The 20,805-nt window shown below is 39.4% G+C and carries 19 protein-coding genes; 10 read left to right on the top strand and 9 right to left on the bottom strand.

Annotated features, from left to right (window positions below; all coding sequences use genetic code 11):
• On the bottom strand, positions 1 to 233 hold a 233-nt coding region (locus PLJ10_12390), incomplete at its 3' end, for a hypothetical protein (GenBank protein ID HOK10441.1).
• Positions 234 to 382: 149 nt separating this feature from the next.
• Between PLJ10_12390 and PLJ10_12385 the strand changes: the two genes are divergently transcribed.
• The 7 genes from PLJ10_12385 to dut all read left to right on the top strand — a co-directional run bounded on the left by PLJ10_12385 (position 383) and on the right by dut (position 9,815).
• Positions 383 to 2,620: a glycoside hydrolase N-terminal domain-containing protein gene (locus tag PLJ10_12385; protein ID HOK10440.1), complete on the top strand. Its 2,238-nt coding sequence runs from the start codon at positions 383 to 385 to the stop codon at positions 2,618 to 2,620.
• 296 nt (positions 2,621 to 2,916) lie between these two features.
• Positions 2,917 to 3,915 carry a type I glyceraldehyde-3-phosphate dehydrogenase gene (gene gap, locus PLJ10_12380; GenBank protein ID HOK10439.1) on the top strand — a complete coding sequence of 333 codons (999 nt, stop codon included), beginning with the start codon at positions 2,917 to 2,919 and terminating at the stop codon, positions 3,913 to 3,915.
• A 56-nt stretch (positions 3,916 to 3,971) separates the two neighbouring features.
• Positions 3,972 to 5,219, top strand: coding sequence for a phosphoglycerate kinase (locus PLJ10_12375; GenBank protein HOK10438.1), 1,248 nt, complete (start codon positions 3,972 to 3,974; stop codon positions 5,217 to 5,219).
• 121 nt (positions 5,220 to 5,340) lie between these two features.
• A complete protein-coding gene (rpsO, locus tag PLJ10_12370; GenBank protein HOK10437.1) occupies positions 5,341 to 5,610 on the top strand; it encodes a 30S ribosomal protein S15 in 270 nt (89 codons plus the stop codon).
• Positions 5,611 to 5,656: 46 nt separating this feature from the next.
• Positions 5,657 to 7,909: a polyribonucleotide nucleotidyltransferase gene (gene pnp / locus PLJ10_12365; protein HOK10436.1), complete on the top strand. Its 2,253-nt coding sequence runs from the start codon at positions 5,657 to 5,659 to the stop codon at positions 7,907 to 7,909.
• 40 nt (positions 7,910 to 7,949) lie between these two features.
• On the top strand, positions 7,950 to 9,248 hold the full coding sequence (locus PLJ10_12360; GenBank protein HOK10435.1) for a pitrilysin family protein: 1,299 nt from the start codon (positions 7,950 to 7,952) through the stop codon (positions 9,246 to 9,248).
• A 27-nt stretch (positions 9,249 to 9,275) separates the two neighbouring features.
• Complete coding sequence (gene dut / locus PLJ10_12355) at positions 9,276 to 9,815, top strand: dUTP diphosphatase (GenBank protein ID HOK10434.1); 540 nt, start codon at positions 9,276 to 9,278, stop codon at positions 9,813 to 9,815.
• A 5-nt stretch (positions 9,816 to 9,820) separates the two neighbouring features.
• Here the strand turns inward: dut and PLJ10_12350 are convergent, their stop codons facing one another.
• From PLJ10_12350 to PLJ10_12325, 6 genes are all read right to left on the bottom strand, one after another.
• A complete protein-coding gene (locus tag PLJ10_12350) occupies positions 9,821 to 11,137 on the bottom strand; it encodes an MFS transporter (protein HOK10433.1) in 1,317 nt (438 codons plus the stop codon).
• Complete coding sequence (locus PLJ10_12345) at positions 11,094 to 12,503, bottom strand: hypothetical protein (GenBank protein HOK10432.1); 1,410 nt, start codon at positions 12,501 to 12,503, stop codon at positions 11,094 to 11,096. The genes PLJ10_12350 and PLJ10_12345 overlap by 44 nt, the downstream gene beginning before the upstream one ends.
• A gap of 179 nt (positions 12,504 to 12,682) precedes the next feature.
• On the bottom strand, positions 12,683 to 13,234 hold the full coding sequence (locus PLJ10_12340; GenBank protein ID HOK10431.1) for a hypothetical protein: 552 nt from the start codon (positions 13,232 to 13,234) through the stop codon (positions 12,683 to 12,685).
• A gap of 22 nt (positions 13,235 to 13,256) precedes the next feature.
• Positions 13,257 to 14,990, bottom strand: a complete 1,734-nt coding sequence (locus PLJ10_12335) for a hypothetical protein (GenBank protein HOK10430.1) — start codon at positions 14,988 to 14,990, stop codon at positions 13,257 to 13,259.
• Positions 14,991 to 15,006: 16 nt separating this feature from the next.
• On the bottom strand, positions 15,007 to 15,633 hold the full coding sequence (locus PLJ10_12330) for a hypothetical protein (protein HOK10429.1): 627 nt from the start codon (positions 15,631 to 15,633) through the stop codon (positions 15,007 to 15,009).
• Complete coding sequence (locus PLJ10_12325; GenBank protein ID HOK10428.1) at positions 15,620 to 16,057, bottom strand: type II secretion system protein; 438 nt, start codon at positions 16,055 to 16,057, stop codon at positions 15,620 to 15,622. The genes PLJ10_12330 and PLJ10_12325 overlap by 14 nt, the downstream gene beginning before the upstream one ends.
• Positions 16,058 to 16,288: 231 nt before the next feature.
• On the opposite strand from PLJ10_12325, the gene PLJ10_12320 reads away from it, so the two are divergent.
• From PLJ10_12320 to PLJ10_12310, 3 genes are all read left to right on the top strand, one after another.
• Positions 16,289 to 17,074 (top strand): HAD-IIA family hydrolase, encoded by a 786-nt coding sequence (locus tag PLJ10_12320; GenBank protein HOK10427.1) that lies wholly within the window; start codon positions 16,289 to 16,291, stop codon positions 17,072 to 17,074.
• A gap of 247 nt (positions 17,075 to 17,321) precedes the next feature.
• Complete coding sequence (locus PLJ10_12315; protein ID HOK10426.1) at positions 17,322 to 18,809, top strand: porin; 1,488 nt, start codon at positions 17,322 to 17,324, stop codon at positions 18,807 to 18,809.
• Positions 18,810 to 18,835: 26 nt separating this feature from the next.
• Positions 18,836 to 19,006, top strand: coding sequence for a hypothetical protein (locus PLJ10_12310; protein ID HOK10425.1), 171 nt, complete (start codon positions 18,836 to 18,838; stop codon positions 19,004 to 19,006).
• A 99-nt stretch (positions 19,007 to 19,105) separates the two neighbouring features.
• On the opposite strand, the gene PLJ10_12305 is transcribed toward PLJ10_12310, so the two are convergent.
• Complete coding sequence (locus PLJ10_12305; protein HOK10424.1) at positions 19,106 to 19,999, bottom strand: DUF362 domain-containing protein; 894 nt, start codon at positions 19,997 to 19,999, stop codon at positions 19,106 to 19,108.
• Between the two features lie 20 nt (positions 20,000 to 20,019).
• Positions 20,020 to 20,805 (bottom strand): hypothetical protein (locus PLJ10_12300; GenBank protein ID HOK10423.1); only part of this gene is annotated, 786 nt, incomplete at its 5' end.

Here is a 20,805-nt window from a genome sequence, read left to right as displayed (position 1 = left end):
GCGTGTGTCTTATACTTTGCAATTACACACGGCAAAGAACATTTAACCACAGAGTGCACAGAGAACCACAGAGTTTTTTCAATTCTTTCCTCTATGCCCTCTGTGGTTAATTCATTTTCATCTGTTGAAACTATGATTTTTATGCTCGGGAGCAGGGATGGGGATATTTCATAAATATCGGAGCAACCCGTGTGTTCGCGGTGACTCAAATGTTTATTTTTTATGGTGAACATGTGAGTGTGTCCATACAGATAGCAGTATGGCAAGAGTTGAGATGGGTTTTGTCAGGTGAGATACTGAATTTGCATAGTAAGGATGATTCTATTATTATAGGTATTGTAAGCTTCTTTTAGGGATTAAACTGATTTTTGGAGGAACGACAATGTTTCTATGTATTATTATCACTTTGTTGTTGTCTAATGTTTTAACATTCAATCTTATAGCTGAATCACCTATGGATTTAGCCAAAAAGCATAATATTGTTTATACAAAGATGCCCAAGAGTTGGGATGAAGGATTACCGTTAGGGAACGGTTCGATGGGAGCCTTAGTTTGGGGGGATGGTTCGCCGTTGATTGTTTCGATTGACCGTATTGATTTATGGGATTTGCGACCGGTTCCGGAGTTTGAAAAGGAAGAGTATAATTTTGAAACGATGAGGAAATGGGAAAAGGAAGGACGTTATGATGATTTAATTGCTTTATATGAGAAACCGTATGATAATCCTGGTCCAACAAAAATTCCTGCGGGACGGATAAAAATAAATCTACCCCAAGACAAGAACGTAGAAAGGATGGAACTCCATTTAGACCGTGCAATGGTTTCGGTAGATGTTAAAGGTGGAGGACAATTGGAAGTTTATGTGTTTTCGGATTATCCGATAGGATTTATTCGTGTTATTGATGTAGGTGATGTAGGTGTAGAACTGATTGCTCCTCCATTTGGGAAGCCGAAGGATGATAAAAAATTAAGTAATGATGACTTGAGGATGTTGGAATATCCATCTCCCCAAATGGTAAAGGAAGAGGATGTTCAGTCCTATTTGCAGGAAGGTTGGGGAGGATTTAAATTTGCTGTATATATGGGCAGGTTAAGGTTAAGTGACAATGAGCAATTGATAGCATGGTCAATTATCCCTTCAAGCAACGAAATGGCAGACCCTTTATCTATCGCAGAAGAATATGTAAAAGGTGTTTTGAATAAAGATTATACGAACTACATTCAATCGCATGTGCAGTGGTGGGAACGATATTGGAAACAAACTTATGTATCTATACCGGACGAAATTATAGAGAAACGTTGGTATCATGAGACTTACAAATTTGGTTCTGCAGGAGGTGTATATCCGATTGCTTTGCAAGGACCATGGACTGCAGATAATGGGAAACGACCACCATGGAAAGGTGACTATCATCATGACTTAAATACGGAAATGTCCTATTGGATAGCCTATTCGGGAAATCGTTTGGAGCAAGAACGGCATTTTATTGAATGGTTATGGAATATTCGTGGTGAATGTTTTAAGTGGACACAACGATTTTTTAACAAGCCAGGCTTAAATGTTGCAATGACAACAGATATTATTGGTAGACAAATTGGAGGTTGGCGACAATACACACATTCCGCAACAACAGGTGCGTGGTTAGCACATCATTTTTATTGGCATTGGAAATATACGAATGATAAGAATTTCCTTGAACAGCGGGCTTATCCATATTTACATGATTGTGCAGTGTTTATTGATGCGATAACGAAAGATTGTCGTTCTGCGGATGGGAAAAGGAAACTCCCATTGAGTTCTTCTCCTGAAATTAATGATAATCGTCCTAATGCATGGTTTGATGAATTGACCAATTATGATTTATCCCTTATTCGCTGGTTATTTACAGCAACAGCTGAGTTGTCAGGGATTATTGGGAAAACAGAAGAACAAAAACAGTGGTTGTCGGTAGCAGAAGAATTTCCACAACTTTGGGTTTCGGGAAAAGAAGGTTTATTAGTAGCAAAGGATTATCCTTTATCCCATTCGCACAGACATTTTTCTCATTTAATGTCGATATTCCCATTAGGTATGTTAAATCCATATAATGTCGAGGACATGAAACTAATAAATACGTCATTAGATTATCTTGATACGTTAGGCACATCTGAATGGTGTGGATATAGTTTTGCATGGAAGGGTATTTTATCTGCCCGTGCAGGTAGAACTGAAGATGCCATTCGAAGTATAAAAATCTTCTCAGAAGGTTTTGTACTACCGAATAGTTTTCATTGCAATGGTGACCAATCGGGTAAAGGATACAGCAATTTTACATATCGTCCCTTTACATTAGAAGGGAACTTTGCCTCAGGAACTGCAGTCCAAGAAATGTTGTTGCAAAGTCATAATGGTTTGATACGGGTATTCCCATGCATCCCCGATAACTGGAAAAATGTATCTTTCCACCAACTTCGAGCGGAAGGTGGTTTTCTGGTATCCGCAGAGAAGAAAGAAGGAAAAACAATAAGAATTATTATTCAATCGGATATAGGAACTCAATGCACATTGCTTTCCCCATTCACTAATGAAAAAATGGATTTGAAATTTAACCCTGGTGAAACAAAAATTATAACTGAGTAACGTAGAAAACCTTACATATTGAACATTAAAAAAATAACATTAAGGTGTAGCATAACTATTGTTAATGGTAAAACAAATTGAATAAAGGGGATGGTTTGTGCGATAATATAGTCCCCGAAGTATAAAAAGAGCCACAGGGGGACAAAAATCGTAATATTATAATCAGGATATAACTTAATCTTAATAATATATTAGGTGCAAAAGGTTAATGCTCTTTTATTTATTCTGTCAATAAGTATCTGTGTATAAAAATAAATATAACAATATTAAAACCTTAAAAAAGAAAGGGTTCAGTTATGGCAATCAAGGTTGGTATCAATGGATTTGGTCGTATTGGTCGAACAGTTTTCAAACTTTTGGTCAAGAACGCTGATTTTGAAGTGGTCGGAATTAATGATATTACCGACGCAAGAACATTGGCACACCTATTAAAGTATGACAGTGTTTTTGGTGTGTTAGATGCTGAAGTAAAGGCAACGGATGACGCTATCATCGTGAATGGAAAAGCTTATAAAGTGACAGCAATTACAGACCCTGCACAGCTTCCGTGGAAAGATTTAGGGGCGGAGATTATCGTTGAATCTACTGGAAAATTTACAAAGAAGGATGATTGTTTAAAGCATGTTCAAGCAGGTGCAAAGAAAGTTTTGTTAACTGTCCCACCGAAGGATGAAGTGGATGCTATTATTGTAATGGGTGTAAATGATGAAACATTAAAATCTACCGATGTGGTTGTTTCGAATGCCAGTTGCACAACAAACTGCCTTGCCCCTGTTGCAAAAGTACTTCACAAGAATTTTGGAATTGTCCGTGGTTTTATGACTACTGTCCATGCTTACACTAATGACCAGCGTGTACTTGACATGCCTCATAAGGATTTACGTCGTGCTCGTGCCGCTGCGAATGCGATTATCCCTACAACCACTGGTGCGGCACGTGCTGTCGGCAAGGTGTTACCGGAATTGAAAGGCAAATTAGATGGGTTCGCTATGCGTGTTCCAGTTATTGATGGCTCTGTAGTTGACCTCGTTGCGGAATTAGAAAAGAAAGCAACCAAAGAAGATATTAATAAGGCAATCAAAGAAGCATCAGAAACGTACCTCAAAGGTATCCTTGCATACACAGAAGACCCGATAGTTTCTTGTGATGTTATTGGCAACCCGAATTCCAGCATATTTGATGCTCAAAGCACTATGGTTATGGGCGATAACTTTGTCAAAGTCGTATCCTGGTATGACAATGAATTCGGTTATTCCAACCGCTGTGTTGATTTGATTAAATTGATGGCAAAATAAGCAATTTGAATTATTAACATTATTACAACAACACACCTTATTGAGAGGATGTGGCTATGAATAAATTAACATTAAAAGATATTGATATACGTGGGAAGCGTGTTCTTATGCGGGTGGATTTCAATGTGCCCCAGAATGATGATGGTAGTATCCGCGATGATACCCGTATTCGTGCCGCTTTACCCAGCATTAACTATGTCCGCGAGAACGGCGGGAAATTAATCCTGATGTCTCATTTAGGTAGGCCTAAGGATTATATTAAAGCGGGGGATACCGAAGGTTTGAAAAAGCTAAAATTAGATCCCGTTGCAGACCGTCTGCGTGAATTGATAGGTGGTAATGTAAAGAAGGTTGACCAGGTGGTTGGTCCAGAAGTTGAGAAAGCGGTTGCAGAGATGCAGGCGGGCGACGTTTTATTACTTGAAAATACACGGTTTGAAAAAGGCGAAGAGAAGAACGACCCTGAACTTTCTCAACAACTTGCAAAATTAGGCGATGTATATGTCAGCGATGCTTTTGGGACTGTCCATCGGGCACATGCTTCTACAGAAGGTGTTACCAAATTCATGCCCGTAAGTGTAGCAGGGTTTCTTGTTGCCAAGGAAATTGAATATTTTGAAAAGGTTCTTAATAATCCGGAACGTCCTTTAGTTGCGATTCTTGGCGGTAAGAAGGTTAATGACAAGATTAAAGTTATCGAAAATTTGTTGAATCTTGTTGACGTTCTGATTATTGGTGGTGGCATGTCCTATACCTTCTTGAAAGCCTTAGGTTATGAGATTGGCGATTCACTTCTGGATAAGGAAGGGATTGAATTCGCCAAGAACGCAATGGAAAAAGCAAAGGAGCGCAATATCCCATTATTATTACCAGAAGATATTGTAGTTGCTAATAAGTTTGCTTCTGATGCGGAAACCAAGGTGGTACCTGCAAATGGAATAGAACCAGGCTGGATGGGTATGGACATTGGACCGAAGACGATAGAGAAATTCTGCAATGAAATTCGCAAAGCCAAAATGGTTGTGTGGAATGGTCCCGTAGGTGTGTTTGAGATGGAACCTTTTGCAAAAGGTTCACGTGCTCTTGCAGAATGCCTTGCTAATAGCGGTGCAATCAGCGTAATTGGTGGTGGTGATACTGCAGCAGCCATTGAAGCCTTTGGTTTGACGGATAAGATGTCCCATGTGTCCACTGGTGGTGGAGCCTCCCTGGAAATGTTGGAAGGGAAGCAATTACCCGGTGTAGTTGCTCTTACAGATAGGGATGCAGTTTTTGGTTGCGGTTGTGGTTGTACCTGCTGTTAAGAAGCATTTTGAGATATATATTACAATAGATTTATAATAGTACAATATTTTAACTACCTAACACCTGGAGAGGGGAGTTGTGACCCCCTCTCTAAGGTTAGGCGAATGAAAGGAAATAAATATGGCACTCACAAAAGAAAGAAAGCAAGAACTTATTCACGAATTTGCACGCACAAGTGGAGATACAGGTTCTCCCGAAGTCCAGATTGCTATTCTCACTGAGAGAATCAGGGAACTGACAGAACACTTGAAAAAGCATAAGAAAGATTTTGCCAGTCGTCGCGGTCTCCTTCAAATGGTAGGAAAACGACGTTCACTATTGGCATATCTTCGCAAGAGTGATTTTGAACGTTATCAAACCCTTATTGATAAACTAAACCTAAGAAAATAATTTTCAACTTAATAATGTATAATTTTAACAGTAAAGAACTTAAAAGATGGTAGAAAAAGTATCAGTTACAGTCGGTTCCAAAGAAATCCTGTTCGAAACGGGGAAAATTGCAAAACAGGCAGACGGCTCGGTCATTTGTCAGTGTGGAGATACAATAGTATTATCTACCGCTTGCGTTGACATGAATGTCAAGCCTGATGTTGACTTTTTCCCTTTAACCGTTGATTATCGTGAAAAATTTTACTCCGTAGGACAAATCCCAGGTAATTTTTTCCGTCGTGAATCGAAACCCTCAGAGCGTGAAATACTTGTTTCTCGCTTAACAGACCGACCTCTTCGTCCTTTATTTCCGAAGGCATTCAAGAATGAGGTTCAGGTCTGTCAAACTGTTTTATCCGCAGACAATATTCACGACCCAGATGTATTATCCATTAATGCAGCCTCTGCGTCGCTTCATATTTCACCTATCCCCTTATTAGAACCGATAGGGGCAGTCCGTGTCGGATATATCGATGGCAATTTCATTGTAAATCCTGCAATAAGCGAGATGAAGGATAGCCTAATCGACCTCGTTGTAGCAGGCACTGCAGATGCCATTTGTATGGTAGAGGGGATGGCAAAAGAAGTCTCTGAACAAATCATGCTTGAAGCCCTTGAGTTTGGGCATGAATGGATAAAGAAAATTGTTTCTGCAATAGAAGAGTTGCGGAGTAAATGTGGTAAAGAAAAGATTAAGGTAGAAGAACCTATACGAAATGCGGAATTGGAGCAAGATGTAAAGCAATGGTTGTCGTCCAGAATCGAGACTGCTTTGTTCCAACCTGTTAAACACGAGCGACGTGATGCGATTAAAAACCTTGAAGAAGAAGTGCTTACATATGTTAAAGAGAAATATACCGAAGAGCAACATGCCGAATTTCTTCCTCAAGTAAAGGATATTTTTGAGGAAGTAGTTCGGACAACACTTCGCGAACAAGTTATAAAAGACAATCGCCGAGTGGATGGCCGTGCACTAAACGAAATTCGACCTATCACCATTGAGATTGGTATTCTTCCACGAGCCCATGGTTCCGCTCTTTTTACTCGTGGTGAGACCCAAGCCCTTGTTACTACAACATTAGGAACCAGTCAGGATGAACAGCGGTTAGACGAACTTACAGGTGACGCATTCAGTCGGTTCTTCCTTCATTATAATTTTCCACCATGGTCTGTCGGTGAAGTTGGGAAAATAGGTGCCCCTGGCCGTCGTGAAGTTGGACATGGCAAATTAGCAGAACGTGCCCTTACGGGTGTTTTGCCTTTTGACCCAAATGATTCGACGTTGGTTGAAGACCCTACAAATGCATTCCCGTATGTGGTACGTGTTGTTTCCGATATTACCGAAAGCAATGGTTCCAGCTCGATGGCGACGGTCTGTGGCGGTTCTTTGAGTCTGATGGATGCTGGTGTCCCGATAAAAGCACACGTAGCAGGTATTGCGATGGGACTTATCAAAGAAGGAGATGAATTTCGAATCCTTACGGATATTTTAGGTGATGAAGACCATCTTGGCGATATGGACTTTAAGGTGTGTGGTACTCGGGAAGGTATCACTGCATTTCAGATGGACACAAAAATCAAAGGTGTTCCTCGTTCGGTTATGGAGCAAGCCTTAGAACAAGCCAAGCAAGGACGGCTCCATATATTGGAGAAAATGGAAGCAGTAATTCCACAACCTCGACCCGAAATATCGCCTTATGCCCCGAGAATTTATACAATAAAGATAGACCCAGATAAGATTCGTGAGGTTATTGGGCCTGGTGGAAAAATTATCCGTGATATACAATTAAAAACAGGAACCGAAATTACGATACAAAATGATGGCACTGTTCTGATTGCTGCTGTCGATAAAGAAAGTGCCGATAAAACTATTGATATGATACAAGCCATAACAGCAGAAGTTGAGGTGGGTAAAATTTATCACGGTAAAGTAACACGTATTATGAACTTTGGTGCTTTTGTCAGCTTATTAGGGAACCGCGAAGGTTTAATTCATATCTCCGAATTAGCACCTCACCGTGTCCGTGAAGTTACGGATGAAGTTAATATTGGTGATGAAGTCGATGTTAAGGTAATTGAGGTTGATAAATTTGGACGGATTAACCTTTCTAAAGTTCAGGCAGATATCGAATTAGGGAAAATTCCGAATCAGCAAAAGAGTAAACCTACACATTCCGAACCACCGTATGATAGATTTGACAGAAAAGACCGAGGCGGAAGGAATCAGGGCAGAAACAATTTTAACAAACATCATCGTTAATCTTAATTTAATATAGTCTGTTTACGTAATTAGTACGCTCATGAAGAACTATAAAAGGGCATCTCGCTTACATATTTCGTCACTTAACGAGAATATTCATTCATATACACTACCCAATCGGATACGTGTTTTCACGAAACAGATTCCGTATCTTTTCTCAACGACTATTGGTATCTGGTTGCCAATTGGTACTACAGCAGAACCGCAAGGCAAAGAGGGACTTGCTCACTTTTTAGAGCATTTGTTCTTTAAAGGGACAAAGACACGAACTACCCGTGAAATTATGGAAGCAATAGAATGTAAAGGCGGGCAAATCAATGCCTTTACTGCACAAGAATATACGTGCATCTATATCAAAACACTCACAGAACATATACATAACGGGATAGAAATCCTTTCCGATATTCTTATCAATTCCACCTTCCATAATTTAGAGAAGGAGAAAAATGTTATCCTGGAAGAAATTGCATCTCTGGAGGATTCACCAGAAGAGAATATTATAGACTTGCTTCACCAATTTATCTGGCAGAATCATCCCCTATCCCGTCCTATTTTAGGAACCTTTGACTCTGTTAGCCAAATAACGAAACGGGATATATCAAGTTTCTATAAGAAGTATTACACAACGAATAATCTTATTATTACTGCAGTAGGAAACTTTGAAGAGCCGAGGCTTATTGAATCGATAAATCGCTGGTTCCAACACTTTCCTGCAAAGGTATCACCGATAAAACAACAAAAACCCCCTCAATTTCATTCTGGTGTGGAACAGCATAAGCGGGAAATATCTCAAATACATTTTTGTTTAGCCTTTCCTGCCCCAGCTGTAATAAGTGCCGAACGGTTTATCTGTGATTTAGCAACAAATATTCTCGGTGGAGGTTCAACCTCACGACTTTTCTACCGCATTCGTGAGCAAGAAGGATTGGCTTATAATATTTTCTCTTTTCATGACCTCTTCCGAACAGCGGGAGCGTTTGGTGTTTATGCCGGAGTGGCTCCTGAAAATTTCAAGAGGGTTCTCAATCTAACTGTTCAAGAGATACAACGATTAAAGACGGAATTGGTATCTGAGCAATCGTTAGACCTTTATCGAGAAGAGTTAAAAGGCGAATTTCTGCTTGCTCACGAACATGCCTCAACGCACATGACCCGCATAGGAAAGAGTATTATCTATCATAATCAAATTATATCTATTCAAGAATTACTAAACTCTTATGACTGCATAACACCGGAGGAGATTCGCACCTTTTTCCAGAAATACTGTAGAACAGAAACGTCCGCTCTTGTTTTTATCGGTCCAGAAAAATATAAATTTAAAATGAATATAGAAATATAATCGTGATAAAATTATTTTAAAAATATTATGGCAACAAATAACAAAAATACTATTAGAGTAAAAGTTTACAAAGAACCCGGAACAGAAGATATACCCCTTCCGGAATATCAAACTGAAGGTTCTGCAGGTATGGATTTATACGCTGTCGTCCATGATGAGGTCGTATTGCAACCGGGCGAACGCAAACTAATCCCTACCGGTATCCGAATCGCCTTACCAGATGGTTACGAGGCACAAATACGACCGCGAAGTGGGTTGGCATTAAAATATGGTGTTGGTATGCCAAACACGCCAGGAACAATTGATGCGGATTATCGCGGGGAGATTGGTGTTATTCTTATTAATTGGGGCACGGAACCTTTTAAAATTAAACGGGGCGACCGCATCGCACAAATGATTGTTGCACCTATTACACGAATCGCATGGGAACAGACAGAGTGTTTACCGCCATCTGGACGTGGTCCTGGCGGATTTGGCCATACCGGAACCTCACACAAAGGGGACACATCGGACAGGTCAGATGTGTCGGACAAGTCGGACAGGTCGGACGTGTCAGACCTGATATAGTTGAGTTATCCCTGCTGAATACCCTTTCTCCGAGCCAATGTGAATATAACAAATATAATCATTGCTATCCCGGAGAGAGAGGCTCCAATAATAAAGGCGGTTGCTGGTCCCAATAAGCCCCAAAATACACCGAAAATAAGGCTGGCGGGCAAAGCAGATATACCTATAAGTGCGTGATACATACCATAAGCGGAGCCACGCAATTCAGACGGAATTAAATCAGCCACTAATGCCTTTTCGACACCCTCTGTAAAACCGTAATATGCTCCGTATATAATTAACAATATCCAAAATAATAACGATGTCTGGATAAACCCCATCCCAAGATAGACCAAGGTATAAATTCCCCATCCTGTAAGGATTAAACTGGCACGTCCTAACTTGTCGGATAATTTTCCTCCGGGAAAACTAAAACAAACCTTAGAGATGTGAAGTAGTACCCATGCAATAATAACACCCAGAGGACCATAATGAAATTTTTCGCTACCATAAAATACAAGAAACAAATCTGAACTATTGCCGAGGGCAAAGATAGAAACACTCATGAGATACAAATAAAATATTTTGGGGAATGAGCGATGCGTTTTTATCGATGATGTCGTATCTATATTTGTCGATGCATTCTTGGGAGCAGGAACCTCTCTAAGGAAAAAGGCAAGCACAAGAACTGCAACAAGTCCAGGAACAACTGACAGGACAAATAGCATTCGCAATGAGAACAGATTTGCTCGTTCTGGCGCTGTTTCCATAAATGGAAGGAACTTTTCGTTTAGTAAAAGGTATAGGATAATGACGGATAAAATCGGACCTGTAACAGCGCCTAAGTGGTCCATAGCACGATGGAAACTGAAAGCAAGCCCTCGATGTTCTGGCGGCGTGGAGTCGCTTAATAATGCGTCACGGGGTGATGTGCGTATTCCCTTGCCGATTCGGTCAAGGAAACGGAATAATACGACATGTAATCCTGTTTGTGAGAACGCCATGAAAAGACGACATATTGTAGAAATAAAATAGCCAGCAACTGTTAATGCCTTTCTACGAGCCAATCTGTCACTGAGATAACCGGATACAAGTTTTAAAAGGCTTGCAGTACTTTCTGCTATACCCTCCATAAGGCCAATATATATTACTGCACTACCTGCTGGAACAAGTCCAGCGATAAACAACGGCAAAAGTGGATATACCATTTCTGAGGACATATCCGTAAATAAGCTTGTCAAACCAAGATATAGAACGTTCCCTTTTAAGGCTTCTTTCCATCCCTTGTTTTGAGATGTGTTATTCTGAAAAATATTGTTTCCACCCGTTCCATTGCATGACATGTTGTGCTAATCCTTCTGTTACTGCACTGTATGTTTGTCCAGGGACAGCGGTCAAGTCCCAAACCCAATATAAGTCACCGATATAACCAGCCTTATAAGCGGTCTGTAAAAACTCTATCAACATTGTTTTTGCCTGTTCTATTGTTACATCCTGAAATACACCATATTCACCGACAATAACTGGTTTTTTAACAAGCCCGTGTTCATGGCAGTGTAAATTAACCTTTGATGTTTTATCCCATGGGTAAATGTGTATATCGATAAAGTCGAGAAGACTCTGTTCACTGCCGAGCACGGATGGACGTGGTGGAAATCGAGGGTCTTTCCCATCAGGCACGACCCCTGAAACTGGTTCTCTGCCTGCGGAATCGCTTGTCCACATGCCGACTGTGACAAGAGCCTCCGAGTCAACGGACTTTACTGCCTTGCTCAATTCATTTGCCCAGAACAGTATCGTCCTGTCATAGACCTCCTGTCGTGTTTCTGTTGTAGCAAGTGAACCTTTACTCCCGTCTGGAAGGAGCACCTCGCCATTATATTCTTTAAATGGGCCATCTGAACACTTTACATATACTTCATTTTGGAGAGACCAAGCAAGAATTGTGGAAAGTAAAGAAGGTTCCCTCTCTTTAATATATTGAATAAATTTTTGAATAACTATCGCCTTAGCTCGGATATAAGATAGCCAGAAGAATTGTCGATTATACTTCGTGACATGCTCATCATCATAGGTCGATTCTAAATGGAGTTGTTGTAATTGCTTCTCAAAATTGCCAAAACGTGGATATTCATCAAGAATAGGAATTAAATAAATATTATATTTTGTCGCCCTCTGCAAAAAATCTATGACATTATCCATATATTGATTATTTAGTATTTCACCTTCTTTTTGAGATAAAAAACCATATTCATTTTGTGTGCCCCATACCCAAAGACGAACTGTATTTCCTCCTGATTCTGCAATTTTTCTTAAGGTGCTTTCTGCTTCATCAGGATTATAAACATTGGTATTAAACAATACGTGCCAACCAGAACTGCGATGCTCCAAAACGACATGATTAAAACCACGTGGGACAAATGTTTTGTCGTTTGTTCCGTAAACAAACACCTTCTTCCCTTTAATCTCCTTTATTTTTATTCGAGGCAAACCTTGTTCCTTATTTTCTGATACCGTAGGTAGAGTATTGAAATTATATTCAGAAGGTTTGTGCTCTGTTTTTTTATCCGCTATCATCCATCGGTTTGTTTTGGGTGAATAGGAACAGTTTATCAACGTGTTATACATCAGTGGCGGTGATATGAGAATATTATCAGCATATAAAATAGAAGAAAAAGTTAATATCAGGAGAATAACAATTTTTTTCATTAACATTTTCCTTTCCTGAGTCCAAATTAATAAAAGGCACTATACGAATATATAATACTTTTTATTTGCGTTAACTACAAATGAGCATTTTGGGCTAAGGATAAAAAGACGTGTTTATATTAACTTATTTAACTGGGACTTGTTTTTTTTATCACATTTTTTTGTAGTATATCAGTCTTCTATTCTAAACCGAGAACGGTTTTTGCATAAAGGTATTCCTGAGAATCTGGAGGGAAAATTTTCATTGCTTCCTGATGCACCCAAATTTTACCTTTATAATCATTAAGTTGTTCATAACAATCTGCCAGTTCAGGGTAGACGGATTTGATACCTTCCCATTGAGGGTAGTCAATCATAACCTTTTCATAATAAGGTATCGCACTGGCACAATCCATTTTCTTTGACTTATAAATATTCCCCATGGCTGATAGATAAGCAGGGGTATTAGGGTCTTGTGGGTCTTGTTCCATTTGAGAACGGTAATATTCAATAAGCTGGTCGGGATTGTCCAGATTAGTGGGCACGCTTTTCTCATCGGTTTGCTCCGTTTCTTCCACGGGTATTGGTAGTGTATTAGAAGGTTCTGCTGTGAAATCCTTATTAGCGGTTGTATCTGTTTTACTTGTTGTTTTTCCCCAGATAGCACCAAGTATGCCTACAACAATAAGTGCCACCCCAATAAAAAATAAAAAATATAATTTTACTTGTGTATTAATTTTGTTTGTATCCATCTTATTTTCTTTCTTAACGTAATTAGATACCTAATTCACGCCAGCCAACCTGCTGGAGCGTAGTAATTGGATAATTTCCTATCATACCGTATGGCAGATTATCTGCCAGAGCCGGGACTTGATAAATATTTGGTACTTGTGAACCCATATCGAAATAACTTGCGACAATTGTTCCCATAATATCTGTTTGCTTTGAAATTTTAATCATATTTTGAGCGTAGAATGCACCCATAATATCGCATTGAGCTGTATTTCCTATAAACATGTTATTAGAACTCATGATACCTATTACATTGTTAACAGGATAACTGTTTGCGGTATTATTTGGATCGCCATTGTTGCAGGTTACAAGGTCAGAATCAATGTTAACATCCCCATATACAAGGAGAGCAGCACGTCCACTATAATTGATGGTTCGGTCATTACCTTGACCTGTAAACGTTAAATTTCCATCAATTCGTATTTGGCCATTGATTCTTAATACATTTGTTGTAGGGTCGAACCAGATATAGTCGTGGTCATTGGGAGGTAATGAGGCGGGAAGTGAACCATTTAAGTATGTCCCTGTAGTGGCGTCCCAGAAGATTTTATTTCCCTTTGCGTTTAATACTAAGTTACCCACAAATACACCATCGTTTGGGATAACTGGGTCTGCCAACAGAACCTGTGAGAAATAATCCTGAACGCTATACCAGGTTCCTGTGTTGGGATTCATTACTTTTGAGCCGTCTGGTTCTCGCCAATCATCTGTAAGCCTCGGAAAATTAACTCGGTTACCCAAATCGTAAAGTTCATTAAACCCGTTATCACTATATACATTTTTTGGAATTCCTCTCGCACCATCTGGTATTGTTTGATTTCCAGTCCAGCCGTCGTTAACATAAGTTCCATCCATCGTTTCCTTCCAACCGTTGCCCCGAACATGAGGTTCCCCTATTTCTGAGGTGCCTGACAATCCTACTAACCCTCGTTTGACACGAAGTTTTGCATTCAATGTTTCTACCGTTTCTCCATCAAATAGAGTTGTCTGTAACGGAGGCACCCGTTGTTGCAATATTCCTGGGACACCCTGATAATTATTGTGTATCAAGGCTGTTCCACTCAGGTCTAAAGCGGTAATTGCAGGATTCCCTGGAAGAAGATTATTTCCTAATATATGAACCGAACCGTGAATGCTAACATTCCCATTAATGACATTTCCTACCTGTCCATCACCAGCGAAAATTGCATTTCGCCAGACATTAACATCTGTACTATCGGTAATGACTTCCAATCTACGAACGACACCGTTTTTTTGGGCAACTGCATAGATGCTAAACATGTCCTGTTCTGTAATATCGTCAACAACGCCATCCCCATTATTGTCAAAATTGTCATTCTCCCATGGGATTAAGACAGCATAATATTGAACAGCTGGGTCTGAAGAGAGGGTGCGTGGAGTTACAGAAGAACTATCAAAAGAAGGTAATATCGGTTCATTATTATCGTTGTAAGAGGGAGTCCAGCTTGTAACACCAATCAACCCATTTCCACCTAACTCGCGAGAACTTTTACTCTCCTGGACAGCAGAAACAGCACCCCAGAAGGCATCACGAAAGTCACTGTATTTGTTTTGCTGTATACTCTGGTTAATAATTTGAACGGAGAGGGAGCTTAATAAGCCAATGGCAACTATGACAAAAATAAATGCCACGATTAGTGCCATCCCTTCTTCACCTCTGTGGGATATATTTAAGTGTTTTTGTTTGGTAAACATGGCATATTACCTCTCTTTATGGGTTTCTGGGGATTACACGTTCATCAACATTAATTACAAACTGATGACCACGTCGGGATTCTCCGAACGTATCTATGAAAATCTGAAGTGTATTATTTTGAGCAGTTACAAAGAAGCCTCTATCTAATCGTCCATTCCCGTTAGTGTCATTAAAAGAGCCGTCTGGATTTGCGGATTCAGGAGGGTTAAAAAGATGATTTGCAAGAACGGTTACATTGTTACCCTGTATCATTACTAATTGGTTATCAGTCAAACCATCCCCGTTAGCATCTTGAGTATCCCGTTGGATAGTTACTACATCTCCTAATTCGAGATTCCCTGCAACATCAACACAACTGCCATTACCGTCAAGGTCCGCTGGCATCCGAAAACGTAATACGCTCCCAGGAAGTTCGTTCCAATTGACGGTTTGCCTTGACGCCTGGGATAAACGTGGCACCAAAATAGTTAATGCACGACGTGCTTCATCTGTAGCAGTGGCAGTTGCACTATAATTTTGAACGGTATCACTTATCCCTAACGATAATGAGAATAAAGCACCCATGACAATTACCATCAAGCCAACAGTCATGGTTACTTCTATCAATGTCATACCTAACTTGTATTGATTAGTTGGAAACATAAGTTGACCCTCTCTTGGTTATGGTGTATCCACGTGTCGTTTGCCATGTTAATGTTACTCGAACCTCTAACGGATTTGGCAAACTTACACTTGTAGTCGTAGGCAAACTGATAGGGGAACCTGAAGCAGTAATAGCTTCAATACGAACGACTGCACGGTTTCCCGGCAAATGGTTAAGATTTGGGGTAAAATTCAAAATCTGTGTTACATCGGTTCGGCTGATTTGGTCTAATATTTCATTGACCACGCTCTCTGCCTGTAATCGTTGGGTATGTATTTCACTATTCATACCTACCGTCACGACAGAGGTAAAAATCATACTCAATACGAATGCCATAATACCACCTGCAAACATCAGTTCAACAAGTGTCATACCTTGTTGCTTTTTCTTGTCTTTTTTTAATATCATTATTTGTCGAAACATGTATTTAACTCCTATTTGTATTTATGATTACGCAATTGTTATGCCATAAGAAAGCATAAAAAAGAACATATTTATAAAATACTATTATTCAATGACTTAAATGTTTTTAAAAATTGACATTCTCATAATCATCCAATGTATTGAATAAAAAGTGTGGAATTTTCCGCAATTGCTTGTTTTAAATGCTTAATATTTCATGTTCAATAAAATCGAAATGAGTGGAGATTTAAAATGACGCAGATTGAAGATATACAGTGTTTTCTTTTAGATATGGATGGAACGATATATCTTGGAAATCGACCTATTCCAGGAGCCAAAGAATTTATAGGACATTTGAAATTAACTGGCAAGAAATATTTATTTTTTACAAATAATCCGACAAAGGATGCGGAACAGTATCAAAAGAAATTAGGTATGTTGGGGATTCATGTCTCGAAGGAACACATATTAACGTCAGGCATGGCAACAGTGGAATATCTGAAACGGAACACTACATATAAAAAACTTTTTACAGTAGCCCCACCTTCTTTTGAAAAAGAACTTATACGGGCAGGATTCCATCTGGTTCAAGATGAGCCTGATGCGGTTGTAATTTCATTTGATATTACATTAACTTATGAAAAATTGAGAAAGGCTACATATTGGCTTCTGCAAGGGTTGCCGTATATAGCAACTAATCCTGACTTAGTTTGTCCCACCGAGGATGGACCTATCCCTGATTGTGGTTCTATTGCAAAATTACTCCATGCAAGCACGGGCAGAGAGCCACGATATATTGGGAAACCAAATCCAGAAATGATTGAGATGGCATTGAAGATACTAAATATGCGACCTCAATTCACAGCGATGGTAGGGGATAGACTCTATACGGATATGGAGATGGCATACCGTGCAGGGGTTACATCTATTCTCGTTTTGTCGGGTGAGACAACGATGGAACAACTAAACAAGATAGAAAAGAAGCCAGACTATATTTTCCCATCGATAAGTGAACTTCTCTGTGCGATAAAGACGTGAGGGCCGGACAAGTCGGACGGGTCAGACGGGTCAGGGTAAACCCTTTCAACAAACACCATAATTAGTGGTTATTTTACCAAATATGATAACTATTATTATCATATATCGTGTCTATTAATTATAAAAGCGTTGTAAGTGTATTAAATATGTATCATATAAGCATGTTTTAGCACTATTTATACTTTATATTGTGTTGGCATAAATTATGCAGGTCGATGGAAATACTTACATATAAAGGAGATGGAAAATGAACAAAAAAATATTAGTAGCTAATTTGTTTATCTCGTTTTTGTTTTTTGGTATAGTTTTTTTTATAAATACATCTATAGGAGCGGAAGATACGCAAAGTACAATTGATGAGACTCAGCTTCTACATCGGATAGAGGTGCTTGAAAAGAGAGTGCAGGAGCTGGAAACATTGCTAAAAGCAAGTGGTCAGTTCGTTCAAGAGCAATCTGCTGGACAACCTGCTCCTGTTGAGACTAAAACTGGAAATGACTCTAATGCCAAAGATAACGTGGAGAATGATAGGGGTGAAGAAAGTCAACACATTTTAACACCACAATGGAGAGACCGTTTTACGTTTAAGAGTAATGATGGTAAATTTGAATTGCAGGTAGGTGGTCGGGTTCAGTTAGATTGGGCATTTTTTGATAATGATGGGGATTTGGCTTCTGTTTTTGGAGAAGAAGATGATGGGACTCAGTTTCGTCGTGCAGAAATAGAACTTGGTGGGAAAATGTATGAATCCGTTTTTTATAAGATGAGGTTCGATTTTGCAGGGGATAAAGATTTGGAGGGGCGGGCTAAATTTACAGATGTATATATGGGGCTTTCGGATATTCCATATCTTGGGAATATTCAGGTTGGCCATTTTCGTGAACCTTTTGGACTGGAGCAATTGACCAATTACAATTATAATACTTTTATGGAACGAGGCTACAATGATGTTTTTAATCCGAAGCGGAATGTTGGATTAATGGTTTTCAGTTCTCAACTTTCAAACAGGATTGTCTGGCAGGCTGGTGTATTTAAGGAAACGGATGACTTCCCTTCGGATAATGATAGCGATGATGATCGAGGGTATGCTGTTACGGGTCGTTTCGTTGGTTTGCCCTTATATGATGAGGAGGAACATAAACTTTTACATCTGGGTATAGCATACAGTCATCGCAATCCAGATGGGGCAGAATTCCGTTATAAAGCGAATCCTGAATGTGCCCTTGCCTATTCGTATTTAGACACAGACCGATATAAAGGATTCCGAATTGCAGATGCTGTGGCAGATAATGTGGATTTGATAGGGACAGAATTGCTGTGGGTATATGGTCCACTTTCTATTCAAGCAGAACACGCTTTATCTTATGTAGAAACGGAATTTGATGGTACTCGGGAATTTCAAGGAGGTTATATTTACTCGAGTTACTTTCTAACGGGAGAACATCGTACATATAACAACAAAACAGGGACATTAAGTCGGGTTAAACCTAACAAAAACTTTTCACCTAAAGCAGGTACGTGGGGAGCATGGGAATTGGGGTTACGTTATTCATGGATAGACTTGGATAGTGGAATAATACGAGGGGGAAAGGGGGAAGATTGGACTTTGGGACTGAATTGGTATTTAAATCCCAATGCCCGTATTTATGTTAACTACACCCTTGCAACTATAGAGCATGATTTATATGATGGCAGGTTAGGCATTCTACAAACACGATTCCAAATAGACTTTTAATTTTATAGAACCAAAAGGAGTAAGGTATGAAACATATCAAATTAACAACCTATGCAAAGGCAATTCCCCAGCATGCAGATTCAACGTTACAAAAACAACAAGAAATCGAAGTATGGAATAGTGGAATTAAAATGTTAGGGGCTCTATTTGACCTGATTGTGAAAATCCTCGACAAAGTAAAGAACCCTTCACCCTAATTCCTTAGAAACTATATTTGCATGAGTTTTTGGAATAGGAGTTTTGTATAAATAGAGCAATTATATTTCCCTATAATGTGTTTTTTATGAATTTGTTGTTTAAATCAGGAAACCGTCTTCCCAGCCCAACTTGATTAGTTCGATGCGGTTTTCATCTGCATTGCCGAGGTGGAATTTGTCTTGTGCTACTTGAATGTGATGTGGAGAGACAGCGAACGGTTGTTCGCTACCGAAATACTGAAGTCGTTTTGCTTTTAGTATCCGTAGTCCTGTGGCGTCGCAGGCGACGGGGTCGGTTCCGATTACTAAGCCTTGATAATTCCATGTATATTCTTTATTGTAATGATGAGGTCCTTTTCCGTGGAAAAGGGGAGTAATCATAACAAGGATGTTTAGCCGTGTTTTTCCTTTAACGATGGGCAAATCCCATAGACCTGCAAGGTTTGCACAAGAATCTGCATGCCAGGAAGGTGGCTTATCGGAGAACATCAAGTAATTTTTAAGTAGACTTCCTACGCCTGACCAATGGTGAGTTCTCATTGGTCTTGTGTTAATTAGTGCAGTGCTATTTTGAAAAACGGGATTTCGTAATACTCCGCGGTCATCAACAGAGACTTTATCTGCTGGCACACCTACAGCCATAACTTTCATCTTTAAGACGTCTTCTAATTCTACTGGTGTACGTGGTGGTCCAGAAACATTACTCTTAATGCCTACGACGTCGTCAGGTTTGATAATTTTTTTCCATGCTTCTTCGGGTGTGGCTGTTTGGAATAGTGTTTTTACCCCTTCGTCTACCATCTTTTCAAGGACTTTTTTGTTAATATTGTCTTCAGTATCTAATAGGTCTTTGTCGCGAATCACAACGACGCGGGATTTCTCCCCTGCTTGTGGGGTGGGTTGTGTATTTTCTGTTTGTGCAATGGATTGAGTAATGAAGTATGCAGTGCCCATTGCACTCATGCTTAAAAACGTTCTGCGAGTAGTTCTCATTGTTTTAGGCTCCTATCGTATTATTCTATTTTATTAATAATTTGATTTAAATACAAATCACCAATTTCCTTTTTTTGCCAGTCTATAATGAGGATAAGATAATTCTTCTTTTGATGTATCAGTATTGATTTAAATTCCCAAATACCAGATGCTTTTTCTTGAGTTGGGAATTCTTTCGATTGTTCTAATATTTCTTTTAGATTTTTAGCAATTATTTTGGCACGTTCCTTTTTTGGGTACTTGATAATAATCACATTAAACTGCTCTTGAGATTCGGGAAGTGAATATCGAACTAACACACCCTCACATCCGTTATCAATACCTAAAATGTTCTCATTTGAAATAAAGTAATGGACATTTAAGAGGTTGAAATCTTTAAAGTAGTGGATGTGACTTTTCATCAAGCCTTTATCAGGGAGCACATGTATAATCTTAGGTGGATTGCCTTTATCTGGGATTTGGCGGTCGATACATTTTCCTAATTCTAAAATGGTTTGGTTTAATTCGTGAGAATCTCCCATACCTGTGATGCAGATAAAGTATTTGCTTTTCCAGAAGGCAAGGGAATTGTTCATATATTCCGATTCTGCCCCGATGCCGATTTCTTTTTGGTCGCGGATGTCATTATGGTATGCTCCATACGCACCGTTGGAATCGCCCATATCAAAAATATCTACGATAATATCTGCTTCCTTTGGACGAGACCATCGGTAAGCAAAAACTTCTTTAACCCCTAATGAGCGATAGACCTCCGCATTTCCATCAATGTAATCGTAAAGATTATCTGCGGTATATTGGTCAGGAAT

Source organism: Candidatus Hydrogenedens sp. (assembly GCA_035361075.1).
Taxonomy (GTDB): Bacteria; Hydrogenedentota; Hydrogenedentia; order Hydrogenedentales; family Hydrogenedentaceae; genus Hydrogenedens.
This window is presented reverse-complemented; position numbering and strand designations above follow the sequence as displayed.

What these genes read in the sequence shown, in the direction of transcription:
- PLJ10_12310 (HOK10425.1), top strand. Translation starts at nt 18,836, where the DNA reads ATGAAACATATCAAATTAACAACCTATGCAAAGGCAATTCCCCAGCAT.
- PLJ10_12340 (HOK10431.1), bottom strand. Translation starts at nt 13,234, where the DNA reads ATGGATACAAACAAAATTAATACACAAGTAAAATTATATTTTTTATTT.
- dut (HOK10434.1), top strand. Translation starts at nt 9,276, where the DNA reads ATGGCAACAAATAACAAAAATACTATTAGAGTAAAAGTTTACAAAGAA.
- PLJ10_12335 (HOK10430.1), bottom strand. Translation starts at nt 14,990, where the DNA reads ATGTTTACCAAACAAAAACACTTAAATATATCCCACAGAGGTGAAGAA.
- PLJ10_12325 (HOK10428.1), bottom strand. Translation starts at nt 16,057, where the DNA reads ATGTTTCGACAAATAATGATATTAAAAAAAGACAAGAAAAAGCAACAA.
- gap (HOK10439.1), top strand. Translation starts at nt 2,917, where the DNA reads ATGGCAATCAAGGTTGGTATCAATGGATTTGGTCGTATTGGTCGAACA.
- PLJ10_12350 (HOK10433.1), bottom strand. Translation starts at nt 11,137, where the DNA reads ATGTCATGCAATGGAACGGGTGGAAACAATATTTTTCAGAATAACACA.
- PLJ10_12320 (HOK10427.1), top strand. Translation starts at nt 16,289, where the DNA reads ATGACGCAGATTGAAGATATACAGTGTTTTCTTTTAGATATGGATGGA.
- pnp (HOK10436.1), top strand. Translation starts at nt 5,657, where the DNA reads ATGGTAGAAAAAGTATCAGTTACAGTCGGTTCCAAAGAAATCCTGTTC.
- PLJ10_12345 (HOK10432.1), bottom strand. Translation starts at nt 12,503, where the DNA reads ATGAAAAAAATTGTTATTCTCCTGATATTAACTTTTTCTTCTATTTTA.
- PLJ10_12375 (HOK10438.1), top strand. Translation starts at nt 3,972, where the DNA reads ATGAATAAATTAACATTAAAAGATATTGATATACGTGGGAAGCGTGTT.
- PLJ10_12315 (HOK10426.1), top strand. Translation starts at nt 17,322, where the DNA reads ATGAACAAAAAAATATTAGTAGCTAATTTGTTTATCTCGTTTTTGTTT.
- PLJ10_12385 (HOK10440.1), top strand. Translation starts at nt 383, where the DNA reads ATGTTTCTATGTATTATTATCACTTTGTTGTTGTCTAATGTTTTAACA.
- rpsO (HOK10437.1), top strand. Translation starts at nt 5,341, where the DNA reads ATGGCACTCACAAAAGAAAGAAAGCAAGAACTTATTCACGAATTTGCA.
- PLJ10_12360 (HOK10435.1), top strand. Translation starts at nt 7,950, where the DNA reads ATGAAGAACTATAAAAGGGCATCTCGCTTACATATTTCGTCACTTAAC.
- PLJ10_12305 (HOK10424.1), bottom strand. Translation starts at nt 19,999, where the DNA reads ATGAGAACTACTCGCAGAACGTTTTTAAGCATGAGTGCAATGGGCACT.
- PLJ10_12330 (HOK10429.1), bottom strand. Translation starts at nt 15,633, where the DNA reads ATGTTTCCAACTAATCAATACAAGTTAGGTATGACATTGATAGAAGTA.